We start from the raw sequence: 14,691 nt of genomic DNA on the forward strand, positions 1-14,691 counted from the left end.
TTCGCACCTACGACCCCAGTCGCATCGCGGCTGGGGTCGCAGGTGTGTGCAGGGGGCGCCGCAGTACGCCGCGACGGCGCCTAGACCTTACTTTCGAGTAGGGACCAACCCGGAACACGAAATCGCGGCGGGACTAGGCTAGGCGCTCGTGACCTCACACTATGACGTCGTTGTCCTCGGAGCCGGTCCCGGTGGGTACGTCGCTGCTATCCGCGCGGCACAGCTGGGCCTCAAGACCGCCATCATCGAAGAGAAGTACTGGGGCGGTGTCTGCCTGAACGTGGGCTGCATCCCCTCCAAGGCGCTTCTCCGCAATGCCGAACTCGCGCACATCTTCCACAAGGAAGCGAAGGCGTTCGGCATGTCGGGAGACGTGTCCTTCGACTTCGGCGCAGCGTTCGACCGCAGCCGCAAGGTCGCGGACGGCCGCGTCAAGGGCGTGCACTTCCTGATGAAGAAGAACAAGATCGACGAGTACGACGGCCGCGGCACGTTCGTCGACGCCAAGACCATCTCGGTCGCCCTCAGCTCGGGCGCCACCGAGACGGTGACCTTCGACAACGTCATCATCGCCACCGGTTCGGTGACCAAGCTGCTGCCGGGCACCTCGCTCAGCCAGAACGTCGTCACCTACGAGGAGCAGATCCTCACCCGCGACCTGCCGGGCTCGATCGTCATCGTCGGTGCCGGCGCCATCGGCATGGAGTTCGGCTACGTCCTCTCCAACTACGGCGTCGACGTCACCATCGTCGAGTTCCTGGACCGTGCTCTCCCGAACGAGGACGAGGACGTCTCCAAGGAGATCGCCAAGCACTACAAGAAGCTCGGCGTCAAGATCAAGACCGGTGCCGCGGTCCAGTCGATCGTCGACAACGGCTCCGACGTCACCGTCACCATCAAGGACAACAAGTCCGGCGAGATCGAGACGGTCACCGTCGACAAGGTCCTCCAGTCCGTCGGCTTCGCGCCGCGCGTGCAGGGCTACGGCCTGGAGAACACCGGCGTTGAACTCGACCGTGGCGCCATCGCGATCGACGAGCGCATGCGCACCAACGTCCCCGGCATCTACGCCATCGGTGACGTCACCGCCAAGCTGCAGCTCGCGCACGTCGCCGAGGCTCAGGGCGTCGTCGCCGCCGAGACCATCGGTGGCGCCGAGACCATGGAGCTGGGCGACTACCGGATGATGCCGCGCGCCACGTTCTGCCAGCCGCAGGTCGCGAGCTTCGGACTCACCGAGGCGCAGGCCAAGGCCGAGGGCTACGACGTCAAGGTCGCCACCTTCCCGTTCACCGCGAACGGCAAGGCCCACGGCCTCAACGACCCGAACGGCTTCGTCAAGCTGATCGCCGACAAGAAGTACGGCGAGCTGCTCGGCGGCCACCTCATCGGCCCCGACGTCTCCGAGCTGCTGCCCGAGCTGACTCTGGCCCAGAAGTGGGACCTCACGGTCAACGAGCTGGCGCGCAACGTCCACACGCACCCGACGCTGAGCGAGGCGCTGCAGGAGGCCATCCACGGCCTCGCCGGCCACATGATCAACTTCTGACGGTCCGCTGCCGGAAGAGCTAGTTCGCGAGAAGCCCGCACAGGATTGTGCGGGCTTTCTTGCCTTCCGGGATCGGGAGCAGCGGGTAGACGTGGATCATCTCCCGTTCCTCGTGGAAGTCGAGCCGCACCCCGGCGGCGGTCGCCAGCGGCCGGAAGCGGTGGGCGTCGACGTTGAGGATGTCGCGGGTGCCGGTGAACAGGGTGATCGGGCCGAGTCCGGTCGGGTCGCCGTTCAGCGGGCTCACCCACGGGTGCTCCCGATCCAACTCCCCGCGGTACGCGTCCGCGGCCACCGTGAGTCCGCTCGGGTGCAGCCACGGGTCACGTGGGGCGATCTCGAGGATCTCCGGGTGCGACCCGGTCGCGTCCAGCCACGGCGAGATGAGCGCGGTGTGCGCGGGCGCGTCGGCGCCGCGGTCGCGTAGGGCGAGGGTCACCGCCAGCGCGAGGCCGCCGCCCGCCGAGTCGCCGGCGATCACCAGCGGTTCGTCGTGCTTGGCCAACAGTTCCGCCAGATCCGCCGACGCCGCCACCACGTGTGCCGCCGTCCCGCGCGGCGCCACCGGATAGATCGGCACCGTCACTGCAGCGCCGGCGGATGCCAACTGTCCCACCAGCTTCCAGTGATGCCGGGTGATCTCCCGGATGTAGGCGCCGCCGTGCAGGTACAGCACGCGCGCCGACGGCGTCGCCCCGCGCGGGGTCACCGTGAACACCGGCCAGCCCGCCGCCGAGGTGGTAGCGACGATGTCGAGGGTTCGGCCCAATGACGCCGGCGGTGCGAACGGCTTCGGTTTCGCCTGCAGCGCCGCGATCTCCCGGCGGATGTCGTCGGCGCTCGGTCGGCGTCGGCCCAGCAGCGCGATCGCCAGCGGCATGGCCCTACTGGTCAGGCTCGGCATCGGCCACCCCCGTCGTCTCGGTCAGCGTGCGTCGTACCGAGTCTGGGCCTCCGTGATGTCCGGCATGTGCGATTCGAGCAGATCGATCAGGCCGGTGAGGCGTTCGGCGATCTCCTCGCCGAGCGGGGTGAGGCTGTACTCGACGTTCGGCGGGATGGTCTCGCGGACCTCGCGGTGCACCAGACCGTCGCGCTCGAGTTGCTGCAGCGTCTGCGCCAGCATGCGTTCGCTCACTCCGTCCACCCGTCGGCGCAGCGCCCCGAACCGGTACGGCCCCTCGGCGAGTGCCGCCAGCGCGAGCGTGCCCCAGCGTCCGGTGACGTTGAGCAGCGCACCTCGCGAATGACAGTCGCGGGCGAAGACGTCGGCCTCGAGGGTCGGGTCGTCGAAGTGATGGTCCGGGCTGCTCACGTACTCGAGGTTACTACCTGCGGAACCATCAGTGCTGACTCAAATGGTTGCACTTACGAAAAATAAGTGCATCATGGAGGGCGAACGAAGCATTGAAGGTTCAACCTCGGGAGTTCCCATGACCATCGCCGTCACCGGCGCCACCGGACACCTCGGTCGCCTCGCCGTCGACGCCCTGCTGCGTCGCGGTGTCCCCGCATCCGACGTCGTCGCCGTTGTCCGTAATCCGGAGAAGGCCGCCGACCTCGCGGCGCGTGGGGTCCAGGTTCGCGCCGCCGACTACGCCGACCGGGCCGCGCTCGAAAACGCGCTCGCCGGGGTCGACAAGTTGCTGCTGATCTCGGGCAGCGAGGTGGGCGCGCGGGTGCCGCAGCACACCAACATCATCGAGGCTGCGAAGACGGCCGGCGTCGACTTCGTCGCCTACACGTCCATCCCGGACGCGCCGAACAACACCCTCCAGCTCGCGCAGGAGCATCAGGTCACCGAGCGTCTGCTCGCCGAGTCGGGCATCGACCACGCACTGCTCCGCAACGGCTGGTACTGGGAGAACTACACCAACGATCTCGCCGGCACCGCCGCGCGCGGTGTCCTGGTCGGCAGCGCCGGTGACGGCCGCGTCGCGGGTGCAGCCCGGGCCGACTACGCCGAGGCCGCGGCTGCCGTCCTCACCTCCGGCGAGGACCAGGCCGGCAAGGTGTACGAACTCGGCGGCGACGAGCACGTGTCGTATCCCGAGCTGGCCCAGGCGATCTCGGACGTCACCGGAAAGCCGGTCGAGTACCGGAACCTCCCGGTCGAGGAGTACCAGGGTGTGCTCGAGTCCGTCGGGCTGCCCGCCCCGGTGGCTGCGGTTCTCGCGGACGCCGACGCCGGTGTCGCGACCGGCGTCCTCGACGTCACCAGCGGCGATCTGCAGCGGCTCATCGGACGCCCGTCCACCCCGCTCGAGACCGTCCTGCGCGCCGCGCTCTGACTCCTCCCACGAACGGCTGAAGGGTCCCTTCACACGCCGGCAGCGCACGAAGGGACCCTTCAGCTTCCCCGAGGGGTGATCAGTGCATGCCGACGGCGCCCTCGGTCGGCAGATCGCCCTTCTTGGCGCGGACCAGGACCATCACCAGCGGGCTGATCACGAGGATGAGCGCGCCCGCCCAGCCGAACGCGTGCGCGTAGCCGGACACCTCGGTGCCGAACACCCAGTCCATGACCTTGCCGACGAAGTCCTGCGCGGGCGCCGGCATCGCCGCGATCTGTTCCGGGGTGAGCGGCGTCGCGTCGGCGAGGTCGGTGGGGATCGCCTCCGCCGGGAAGCCGGGCGGGGGAGTGGGCGCCGGGTTGTCGGCCTGGAACGAGTCCTTGGCCGACGCGTACACCGTGGTGAACAAGGCCGTGCCCAGCGCGCCGCCGACCTGCAGCGTCGCGTTCGCCAGCGCGCTGGCGGCGCCGGCGTCGTGGTTGGGGACGCCGAGCAGCGCCAGGTTCTGCATCGGCACCATCAGCAGACCCAGACCGAAGCCGAAGATCGCCAGGCCGGGGAACACGTGCGTCCAGTAGGAGGTGTCGACATCGATCTGGGTGAGCAGGAACAGGCCGGCGGCCGCGAGGATCGGGCCGACGACCATCAGCGGCTTGGGTCCGATGCGGGTGGTGAGCTGCGCCGCGATGGTCGACGCCAGCACGATGAAGCACGCCATCGGCAGCGAGCCGACACCCGACATCACCGGGCTCAGTCCCATGACGATCTGCAGGTAGAACGTCAGGTACAGGGTGCCGCCGAGCAGCGCCGAACCCACCAGCGCCGACCCGATGAATGCCGCGCCGCGGTCGCGGTGCCACGGAACGCTGAGTGGCAGAAGCGGATTCGTGGACCTCTTCTCCACGAGCACGAACGCGACGAGGGCGACGAGGCCGATGCCGATGAACAGCAGCGTCTGGGTCTCGAGCCAGCCGTGTTCGGCCTTGGTGAACCCGTACACCAGCGAGCCGAGACCGATGGCGACCAGGACGGTGCCGGGCAGGTCGTAGCTGGTGTCGCCGTGGGCCTTGGTCTCCTTGACGATCGGGAGCGTCACCGCGATCGCGAACAGCGCGACGGGGACGTTCACCAGCAGGCACCACCGCCAGTCGACGTACTGCGTCAGCACGCCGCCGAGGAGCAGGCCGATCGCGGCGCCGCCGCCGGAGATCGCGCCGAACACCGCGAAGGCCTTGGCGCGTTCCTTCTCGCCGACGAACGTGGTCGTCAGGATCGCGAGCGCGGCCGGGGCGAGCAGGGCCGCGAACACACCCTGCCCGGCGCGCGCGGCGAACAACTGCATCCCGGTCTGCGCGAAACCGCCGACCGCCGACGCGACCGCGAAGCCGGCCATGCCGACCATGAACGAGCGCTTGCGGCCCCAGAAGTCGGCGATGCGGCCGCCCAGCAGCAGCAGCGCGCCGAACGCCAGCGCGTAGGCGGTCACCACCCACTGCCGGTCCAGGTTGCTGATGCCCAGTTCCTTCTGGGCGTCGGGCAGCGCGATGCTCACGATGGTGCCGTCGAGGACGACGGTCAGCTGAGCCAACGCGACGATGCACAGGACGAGCCAGCGCCGATCGTGATTGGGGTTGTCGTTTGCGGGGGCGTCGGGACGCGCGGTCACCTGGACGTCAGAGGACATGCAGTTCCTACGGAATCGGGGGCGCGGACGACTGTCACGGCCGAACACGCAGACGCTACCGGCGAGCTGGGCCGAGCGGCAATCGACTCCGTACGGATCGTCGGGATCGTCACACCGGGTGAGCCGGGGCTTGTCATCAGCGGTGGAGTGTGAGCAAGCAGAACTGCGGCCGCGATCGTCGGTCACTCTCGGGTGTGGAAGCGAATTTCGCTACGGAATCTGCCGTCCTGTCGTCGATACTTCTGTGTTGTGCATCGAATACCGTTGATCAACATCGGTATTCGATCGATCCGCCGGAACGCGATCTCCGGACCGCGAGCCGTCGGCGCCTACTCGCTCAGATGCGCGGGTGTGTGGGTGACGCCCTCGATGTCGCCCACCGTTGCTTCGATCAGCTGATGCGTCAGGTCTGCCAGGGCGCGCGCCGTCGCAAGCTCGTCACCGATCCCCGGAACGTTCCGGTCCAGGGGGTTGCGTCGGGCCAGTCCGACCCCGACCATCGTCGTTTCCTTGGTGTGCAGGCGTGCCGTCGAGCGAGTGCGGCTCTCGTGCTCGTCGATGGTGATGTCCACGTTCCACTGCTTCGTGTCCATGCCCGAGCTCCTCTCCGTCCGTTCCCGGCGAAGTACCCTCGCCGAGGCGTACACGACTAAGTCAACCGCCTCCGGATCCGATGCGGTAGGGCCATGCGGCCCCACGCCTCCACGACGCCCATCCGGCCGCGGTCGGTCAACCGTCTCGACGATCGGCCGACTGCGGTGCCCGTGCTCGGAGGCATCCGGACAGCGCTGTCGCGCAAACGATTGCATTCTTGCCTGGCGTTCGGACGCGCTCTACTCCGGCAGCCGCATCCTCAACGCGTCGAGCAGTTGCGGGGGGAGTGTCACCTCGGGTGCGTCGTCGGCCACGCCCGGCCGCGCCTTGATCTTGGCGAACTCGTCGTTGAGTCGCTCCATCTTCACGTCCAGTCGGTGCGCGGTCTCCGCGGCCTCGGTGAGCTCGGCCAGCAGTTCGTCCGGCACCTCCCGATTGAACTTGTAGTAGATCTTGTGCTCGAGGCTGGCCCAGAAATCCATTGCGATGGTGCGGATCTGGAGTTCGATCGGCACCCGCTGCACGCGGTCGCTGAGGTATACGGGCACCTCGACGATCAGGTGCAGGCTCTTGTAGCCGTTCGGTTTCGGGTTCGCGATGTAGTCCTCGACCTCGCGGACCTCGATGTCCGGCTGGCTCGTGATCATCTCGGCGATGCGGTAGGTATCGGAGATGAAGCTGCACGTGATCCGCACCCCGGCGATGTCGAGGATCTGCTCGCTGACGTCGTCGAGGGTGAGGGGACAGCCGATGCGGTGCGCCTTGCGGAGGATGCTCTCCGGCGACTTCAGTCGGGAGGCCACGTGCTCGATCGGGCTGTAGAGGTTGATGTGCGTGAACTCGTCCTTGAGGATGTTCACCTTCGTCAGCAGCTGAGTGATTCCGAACCGGTACGACATCATGAAACGGGAGAAATCGGTTCGAAGTTGCTCAGGGTCCACGGCCTCCAGTGTGCCACCGCTTCCTGATCAGAAGTCGGACCGGATTCTCAGGGTCCCGATCGTGGTGGCCAGACCGTCGTACTGCGTGACCAGCAGACAGAACTCGACCAGGCGACGGTCGTCGAGGTGCGCGGCGAGTGTCGACCACGTCACATCGTCGATGTCGTCGGTCCTGACCAACTGGTCCGTCGCCGCCATCATGGCCCGGTGCCGGGGGCTCCAGTCGGGATGATCGGGACCGGTCAGCACACGGTCGAGGATCTGCGCCGTCACGCCGGCCCGGCGCCCGAGCCGGACGTGGTGCTCCATCTCGTACCGGCACTCGCGCAGGTGCGCGACGCGCAGGACGACCAGTTCGATCTCGAATCGGGACAGTTTGGTGCCGGGCAGCAGCATCAGCACACCCGAGTAGTGGAGCCAGCCGCGGAACAGTCCGCCGGTTCGTCCCAGGGTGCTGAACAGCTGCGCGTCCCTGGTGCGGGAGCCGAGCGACAGCACCCGCCACGCGGCCCAGTTGACCGGTCCGAGCTCCTTCAACCGTCCCGGCGTGACCCGCGCCTCGGTTCCGTTTCCGGTCTTCTCGTCGTGTGCGGTCAACTCGGACTCCACCCATCCGTTCGTTCCGGTCATCGAGACTGCGCCACCCTCGGCTACCGAGCGGTAGGAGGGACGCTAACATCGCCCGTCGGATCTGTCGGGGAAAGCGGGAGTCCGTGTAGCTGCGACCGGCAGTGAACAATCGTTGGATCGGTTTACGGCAGGCACGAGCAGGGGAGTCCCCAGGTGGTATCGACCCGGCGAGAAGAAATTCTGTTCCACGCCGCGAAGTTGTTCAGCGAAAAGGGTGTCGCAGGGACCACCGTGCGGGACATCGCCGACGAGGTCGGCATCCTGTCCGGCAGCCTCTATCACTACTTCGGATCCAAGGACGCCATCGTCTTCGAGATTGTGATCGCCTACGTCGACGACCTCAACGAGCGCTACGAGGCAGCGCTGGTTCCGGGGGAATCCGGCCGCCAGCGCCTCGACCGGATGGTCGCGGTCTCGATCGACACGGCCGTCGACCATCCCTTCGCGACCGAGATCTATCTGAACGAGAGCGCGCTCGGGGCTCGGTTCGGGGACGGGCGGATAGAGAAGGCGGTGCGCCGCGCCAACGACTACTGGGCCGACGCGATCGACGGCGGGGTCGCATCGGGCGAGTTCCGCGGTGACCTCGATCCCCGGCAGTTCCACCGCATGCTCCGCGAGTCGGTGTGGTCCACCGTGCGCTTCAACCGCGCGACGCTCGCCGCTGACGCGGATCGCCTGCGTCACGACCTGATCGCCGTGTTCCTCGACGGTGCGACCGGCGGGCGGGTGAGGTCGGCACCGACCCCGGTGGCGTCGTCGCCCGCACCGGTACCGACCGACGGGAGCGGGGACGCCGGGGACGTTTCGGAGATCGCCGAGCTGCGTCGTGACGTCTGCGAACTCAAGGAGGCGATCCGTGAACTGCGGGCGCTCCGCGAGGCGCGCGACGGCTGATCGCCGTGGCCGCCGTCGCCCGGCATCCGCGTTGACTCGAGGTGTGACCGGGGGCATACTCCGGCGAGGACATGGTCAATCAAGCAATTGCTTGGTTCGCCACGGGCGGACGGTGCGAGACAGGAGTCGGTTGTGGGGATCGGAGGCAGCGCCGCGGCGGGGGCGCTCGACATCGCGGTGGGCGACTTCGCCACCGCACCCGAGAAGTTCACCGACCTGAGCGTCAGCGAGATGGTGCGGCACTGGGCACTCACCGTGCCCGACCGGACGGCGTTCGTCACCCCGGACGCGCGGGTCTCGTGGGCCGAGTACGACGCGGCCGCCGACCGGATCGCCTCCGCGCTGGCCGCGCTGGGTGAGAGCGAACCCGACGCCGTCGCGCTGTACCTGCCGGACACGATGATCTTCCACGCCGCGCTGTGTGCCGCGTACCGGACGGGCCGCATCGCCGTCGGTATCGGATCCCGGTCGGGTGGGCGGGAAGTGGCGCACCTGATGAGCCGCGCCGGCGCCCGCACGCTGATCACCACGCGGAGTCTGCGCGGGGAGGACACCGCCGCCCTGGTCGCGGAACTGCGCGCACGCGACGACGGCCCCACGTACGTGCTCTACGTCGACGACCGTGGATCGGTGACCGTCGAGGACGCGGGTGGACGGTCGGTACCCGTCACCGAGCGCCGGTTCGACGCCACCAGTCCACGTTTCGGCATCGGCGACGTGTCCATGCTCAATTCCACGTCGGGCACCACCGGCCTGCCCAAGCTGGTGACCCAGACCGAGTACCGGTGGATCGCGTTCTCGTCGGTGGCCGTCCGCGCCGGACGCATCACCGGTGACGACGTCTTCCTCGGCGCGGTGCCGGCCCCGTTCGGCTTCGGGCTGTGGACCGCGCACTTCCTGCCCGCGTTCCTCGGCGCACCCACCGTGGTGCTCGACCGGTTCAGCACCGACACCATGATCGACCTGCTCGAGCGCGAGCGGGTGACGGTACTGCACTGCGTCAGTACCCAGTTCAAGATGCTGCTGCGGTCCGACCGTGCCCGCACCGCCGACCTGACCGCCCTGCGCGCGATGTTCACCGGGGGCGAGGCCGTGCCGTACTCGGAGGCCCTCGAGTTCGAGGGACGCACCGGCGCCGCGGTGCTGCAGTTCTACGGGTCCAACGAGACCGGCGCGGTGAGCGTCACCACCGTCGACGACGACCCCGACACCCGGTTGCGCACGTGCGGTCACCTTCTCGAGAACATGCGTGTGCGCGTGTTCGACGACACCGGCGCCGAGGTGGTCGGCGACGAGCGGCGCGGTCAGCCCGGTGTGAACGGCCCGCTCATGTGCCACGGCTACTGGGACGACGAGGCCGCGAACGCCGAACTGTGCACCGACGACGGCTGGATGTTGCTGGGCGACATCGTCGAGATCGACGCCGCCGGCCGGGTCCGTGTCGTGGGACGCAAGGCGGACATCATCATTCGCGGTGGCAAGAACATCTCGGCCGTCGAGGTCGAGGAGTTCGTGCGCGCCCACCCGGCGGTCGCGCTGGTCGCGGTCGTCGGCGTCCGCGACGAACTGTTCGGCGAGAAGGTGTGCGCCGTCGTCGTCACCGCGGACGGTGCGGAACTCACCGCGCCCGAACTGTCGGCTTGGCTCGCCGAGCAGGGCGTCACCCGCGAGTACATCCCGGAACACGTCCTCACCGTCGACGAACTCCCCCTGGCGCCCGGTGGGAAGGTCGCCAAGGGGTCGGTCCGGGTGCTCGCCGAGGTTCGCCTCAGCCGATGACGGCCAGCGGGGTTCCTGGCGCCACCTTGGCGCCCGGCTCCGCGAGGACCTGCAGCACGGTCCCCGACCCGGGGCAGGGGACCGGCATCTCCAGCTTCATCGCCTCCAGGATCACCGCGGGATCACCGGCCGAGACCCGCTGTCCGGGTTCGAGTTCCACGCGCCACACGTTGCCGACCATGGGCGCCTCGATCACCACCGCGCCCGGGGGGACGTCCAGGGTCGCGGGTTCGACGTCGAGGGTGGGCGCGGTCTCGGTCCGGTCGAACTCGCCGGCCGCGTGCCACGCCTGCTTCTCGGCCTCGAACGCTGCGGTCTGCCGTTCCTCGAACGCCGCGATCGAGGCGGCGTTCGCGGCGAGGAACCGCAGGTGGTCGGCGAGCGCGAATGTGCCCTCGCTGACGTCGACGCCGAGTCGGCCCGCACGGGACTCCGCCCGCGCCTCCTCGAGTTGTTCGGGAGTCACCGGCTCCCACACGATCCGGTCGAAGAACCGGAACAGCCACGGCTTGCCCGCCTCGAACGGTGGCCGCTGTCGGTAGCCCGACCAGATCGGCACGGTGCGTCCGACCAACTGGTAACCCCCGGGCGACTCCATTCCGTACACGCACAGGTACTTGCCGCCGATGCCCACCGCGTCCGACGGCGTCCACGTGCGCGCCGGGTTGTACTTCGTGGTGACCAGTCGGTGTCGTGGATCGAGCGGAACCGCCAGCGGAGCACCGAGATACACGTCGCCCAGGCCCAGGACGAGGTACTCGGCCTCGAACACGGTGTCGCGGACGTCGTCGACGCTGCCCAGTCCGTTGATGCGGCGGATGAACTCGGTGTTCGACGGCAGCCACGGCGCGGTGTCGCGCACGCCGCTGCGATACCGGTCCAGGGCGTCGGAGATCGACGGGTCGTCGAACGACAGCGGCAGGCGGATGGTCCGGCTCGGGACGACGAGGTCGTGCGTCGCGGGCAGATCCTCCTCGAGTTCCTGCAGCAGCCCGAGCAGGCGCCGCTGCGGCAGGACGTCCGGGTCGAAGTGCAGGTGCAGCGACCGCACGCCGGGGGTCACGTCCACCAGGCCGGACACCTTCAGCTGTGCGAGCGCCTCCGACAGCGCGTGCACCCGCATCCGCAGGCCCAGGTCGAGCGCCATCGGCCCGTACTCGACGAGGATGTTGTCGTCGCCCCCGCGCAGGTACGCCACCGCCGGCCGGTCGCCGCCGGCGTCGACGCTGCCGAGCATGCCGCCGTCACCGCGCGACACCCGCACCGCCGGAACGTCCTTCGCGCGGTCGACGTCGGATCGGCGCAGCGTGTCGGCGTCGGTGTCCGGCACGGGAACGAACCGGACCGCGTCGCCCGGGCGGATCTGGCCCATCTTCCAGCGGTGCCCGCTCACCACCGTGAGCGGGCAGGCGAACCCGCCCAGACTCGGGCCGTCGGGACCCAGCAGGATCGGGGTGTCGCCCGAGACGTTCAGCGCCCCCACGCTGTACGGGTTGTCGTGCAGGTTCGACGGGTGCAGTCCGGCTTCGCCACCGTCGGGCCGCGACCACGTCGGCTTGGGGCCGTCGAGGCGGATGCCGGTGCGGTTGGCGTGGCTCGCCGTGGTCCAGGTGGTGTCGTAGAACTGCGTCATGTCGGCGTCGGTGAAGTACGACGGCGCCGGTTGCGGGCCCTCCGCGACCGCGAGATGCCATGTGTGGGTGAATTCGGGGCGGGCGTCGGCGGGGACGGGCGCGGGATCGCCCTGCGCCTCGGTCTCCGGCAGTATTCCGAGCACGTCGCCGGTCGCGACGGCCTTGCCGGTCACGCCGCCGAACCCGCCGAGCGTGAACGTCGAAGCGCTGCCGTGGAACAGGGGCACGTCCAGGCCGCCGCGCACCGCGAGACAGGTGCGCAGTCCGGCGTCGACGGGGGAGCCGATGTCGAGGACGCCGCCCGCGGCCACCTCGATCGGCTCCCACATCGGAACGGCGAGACCGTCGACGGTGACCGGGACGTCGGCACCGGTCACGCACACCACCGTGGGCGTCGAGAACTCCAGCCGCGGACCCTGCAGTGTGCACTCGAGTCCGGGCGCGCCGACGGGATTGCCGACCGCGGTGTTGGCGAGCCGGAACGACAGGTCGTCCATCGGCCCGGACGGGGGAATGCCGACCTCCCACAGCCCGATCCGGCCCGGCAGGTCCTGCACCGTCGTCATGGTGCCGGCCCGCAGTACGTCGATCCGCGGCCCGGTGGCCGGGATGTCGGCGAGCGACGACGTCGTGTGCTCGGCGAGTGGCTGTGCGCAGATGTGCCGCAGCTGAGGAAGATTGGTCTGCACACCGTAGAGGTGGGTGTCGGCCAGGGCCCCGCCCAGACTCGCCAGCGCCTCGTCCCGGGTCGCGCCGCGGGTGACGATCTTCGCGAGCATCGGATCGTAGTGCGCGCTCACCTCGGTGCCGGTGTCCACCCAGGTCTCCACCCGGGCATCCGGCGGGAACTGCACGGCGGTGAGGGTGCCGGCGCTCGGCCGGTAGTCGCGGCCCGGGTCCTCGGCGTACACGCGCGCCTCGACGGCGTGCCCGGTGACCGCGGGGCCCGAGTCGGGCAGGCCGTCGAGCATCGACGCGTCCCCGCCCGCCAGTCGCAGCATCCACGCCACCAGATCGACACCGGTCACCTCCTCGGTCACCGGGTGCTCCACCTGCAGACGAGTGTTCATCTCGAGGAACGACGCCTCGCCGCGGTCCACGTCGTACACGAACTCGACGGTGCCCGCCGACCGGTAGTCCACCGACGACGCCAGACTCCGCGAGGCGGCGAGCAACTGCTCGACGACCGCGTCGGAGAGGCCGGTCGCCGGCGCCTCCTCGACCACCTTCTGGTTGCGACGCTGCAGCGAGCAGTCGCGCGTCCCGAGGCTGACGGTGCGGCCGGTCCCGTCGCCGAACACCTGCACCTCGATGTGGCGGGCCCGGGCGACGAAGCGCTCCAGGAACACCCCGGACGAGGAGAAGTTCGCGGCCGCCAGACGTTGCACCGTCCGGTACGCGGAGCGCAGCGCGGCCGGCGTGAAGCACGCCTGCATGCCGATGCCGCCGCCCCCGCCGACCGCCTTGAGCATCACCGGGTAGCCGATCCGCTCGGCCTCGCCCAACGCCTCCTCCACCGATGCCAGCAGGCCGCTGCCGGCGACCAGGGGCACGCCCACCGCCCGCGCGGCCTCGCGTGCGGTGTGCTTGTTGCCGAACACCCGCAGCTGCGCCGCGGTGGGGCCGACGAAGGCGATCCCCGCGTGCTCGGCCGCGGCCGCGAATTCGGCGTTCTCGGAGAGGAATCCGTATCCCGGGTGGATCGCGCCCGCCCCGGTCCCGAGGGCGGCCTCGATGACCTTCTCGGTGCACAGGTACGACTCGGCCGCCGGCGCGGGGCCGAGCCGGACGGCGGCGTCGGCCATCTCGACGTGCATGGCCGACGCGTCCGCGTCGGAGTACACCGCGACCGTCTTGAGGCCGAGCGCGCGGGCCGACCGCATGATGCGGCAGGCGATCTCGCCGCGATTGGCGACGAGGAGGGTGTCGAAAGCAGTGTCGAAAGCGGTGGACACGGAGGGTCTCCTTCGATGGGAGGGTGTGTCGGACGGCCGGTCAGATGGTGAGGGCGGTGCGCACGACGGACTCGGCGTCGGCGCCACCGGAACCCGAGGACGTGATGCGGCCGGATTCGAGGATGTAGTAGCGCTCGGCGGCCTGGAGCGCGAAGCCGATGTGCTGCTCCACCAGCAGCACCCCGAGGTCGCCGCGTCGGGTGAGTTCCACGATCGCGGACTCGATCTCGGCCACAACGGACGGTTGGATCCCCTCCGTCGGTTCGTCGAGCACGAGCACCCGTGGCTCGGTGATGAGCGCCCGTGCAATCGCGAGTTGTTGGCGCTGGCCGCCGGACAGCAGACCCGCGCGGCGGTCGAGCAGTGACCCGAGGGCCGGGAACAGGGCGAGTTGCTCGTCGATCAGGGCCTTGCCGCGGCGGCGGCCGTCGGCGACCACCTGCAGATTCTCGCGGCACGTGAGCTGTCCGAAGGACTGTTGACCCTGTGGTACGTACGCGAGCCCCCGGGCCACGCGTGCGCTGGGACGCAGTCGGGTGACGTCCTCCCCGTCGAGCAGGACGCTGCCCGACGTCGTCTTCGCCAGCCCGACGGCGGCACGCAGCAGCGTCGTCTTGCCGGCGCCGTTGTGCCCCATGACGGCGGCGACACCGTCGGCGGGCACGGACAGGCCGACGCCGTGGATGATCTCGGTGCGGCCGTACCCGGTGTGGATGTCGACGAGTTCCAGCATG

12 protein-coding genes are annotated in these 14,691 nt (G+C 69.4%); 4 read left to right on the top strand and 8 right to left on the bottom strand.

What is annotated here, in order from left to right; translation table 11 throughout:
* Window positions 1–148 precede the first annotated feature (148 nt).
* Window positions 149–1,549 carry a dihydrolipoyl dehydrogenase gene (gene lpdA, locus EGT67_RS07610; RefSeq protein ID WP_127915463.1) on the top strand — a complete coding sequence of 467 codons (1,401 nt, stop codon included), beginning with the start codon at window positions 149–151 and terminating at the stop codon, window positions 1,547–1,549.
* 19 nt (window positions 1,550–1,568) lie between these two features.
* Here the strand turns inward: lpdA and EGT67_RS07615 are convergent, their stop codons facing one another.
* Entirely contained in the window at window positions 1,569–2,453 is an 885-nt protein-coding gene (locus EGT67_RS07615) for an alpha/beta hydrolase fold domain-containing protein (protein ID WP_127915464.1), read from the bottom strand.
* Window positions 2,454–2,474: 21 nt separating this feature from the next.
* Complete coding sequence (locus EGT67_RS07620) at window positions 2,475–2,864, bottom strand: winged helix-turn-helix transcriptional regulator (RefSeq protein ID WP_127915465.1); 390 nt, start codon at window positions 2,862–2,864, stop codon at window positions 2,475–2,477.
* Between the two features lie 118 nt (window positions 2,865–2,982).
* Here EGT67_RS07620 and EGT67_RS07625 point away from each other — a divergent pair, with 118 nt between their 5' ends.
* Window positions 2,983–3,840, top strand: a complete 858-nt coding sequence (locus EGT67_RS07625; RefSeq protein WP_127915466.1) for an SDR family oxidoreductase — start codon at window positions 2,983–2,985, stop codon at window positions 3,838–3,840.
* A 79-nt stretch (window positions 3,841–3,919) separates the two neighbouring features.
* Here the strand turns inward: EGT67_RS07625 and EGT67_RS07630 are convergent, their stop codons facing one another.
* From EGT67_RS07630 to EGT67_RS07645, 4 genes are all read right to left on the bottom strand, one after another.
* Complete coding sequence (locus tag EGT67_RS07630) at window positions 3,920–5,527, bottom strand: MFS transporter (protein WP_127915467.1); 1,608 nt, start codon at window positions 5,525–5,527, stop codon at window positions 3,920–3,922.
* A 329-nt stretch (window positions 5,528–5,856) separates the two neighbouring features.
* On the bottom strand, window positions 5,857–6,120 hold the full coding sequence (locus tag EGT67_RS07635) for a DUF1876 domain-containing protein (protein ID WP_127915468.1): 264 nt from the start codon (window positions 6,118–6,120) through the stop codon (window positions 5,857–5,859).
* Between the two features lie 240 nt (window positions 6,121–6,360).
* Window positions 6,361–7,062, bottom strand: coding sequence for a GTP pyrophosphokinase (locus EGT67_RS07640; protein ID WP_127915469.1), 702 nt, complete (start codon window positions 7,060–7,062; stop codon window positions 6,361–6,363).
* 27 nt (window positions 7,063–7,089) lie between these two features.
* Window positions 7,090–7,659, bottom strand: a complete 570-nt coding sequence (locus EGT67_RS07645) for a carboxymuconolactone decarboxylase family protein (RefSeq protein ID WP_127915706.1) — start codon at window positions 7,657–7,659, stop codon at window positions 7,090–7,092.
* A gap of 186 nt (window positions 7,660–7,845) precedes the next feature.
* On the opposite strand from EGT67_RS07645, the gene EGT67_RS07650 reads away from it, so the two are divergent.
* Window positions 7,846–8,589 carry a TetR/AcrR family transcriptional regulator gene (locus EGT67_RS07650; RefSeq protein ID WP_127915470.1) on the top strand — a complete coding sequence of 248 codons (744 nt, stop codon included), beginning with the start codon at window positions 7,846–7,848 and terminating at the stop codon, window positions 8,587–8,589.
* Between the two features lie 132 nt (window positions 8,590–8,721).
* Window positions 8,722–10,368, top strand: a complete 1,647-nt coding sequence (locus EGT67_RS07655) for a class I adenylate-forming enzyme family protein (RefSeq protein WP_241565934.1) — start codon at window positions 8,722–8,724, stop codon at window positions 10,366–10,368.
* Here EGT67_RS07655 and uca read toward each other — a convergent pair.
* Together uca and urtE are read right to left on the bottom strand one after the other, a co-directional pair.
* Window positions 10,358–13,957, bottom strand: a complete 3,600-nt coding sequence (uca, locus tag EGT67_RS07660; RefSeq protein ID WP_127915471.1) for an urea carboxylase — start codon at window positions 13,955–13,957, stop codon at window positions 10,358–10,360. The two genes, EGT67_RS07655 and uca, sit on opposite strands and share 11 nt — an antisense overlap.
* A gap of 40 nt (window positions 13,958–13,997) precedes the next feature.
* Window positions 13,998–14,690: an urea ABC transporter ATP-binding subunit UrtE gene (gene urtE / locus EGT67_RS07665; RefSeq protein WP_127915472.1), complete on the bottom strand. Its 693-nt coding sequence runs from the start codon at window positions 14,688–14,690 to the stop codon at window positions 13,998–14,000.
* Window position 14,691 lies beyond the last annotated feature (1 nt).

It is taken from the genome of Prescottella agglutinans (assembly GCF_004011865.1).
In the GTDB taxonomy this organism is placed as follows: Bacteria; Actinomycetota; Actinomycetes; order Mycobacteriales; family Mycobacteriaceae; genus Prescottella; species Prescottella agglutinans.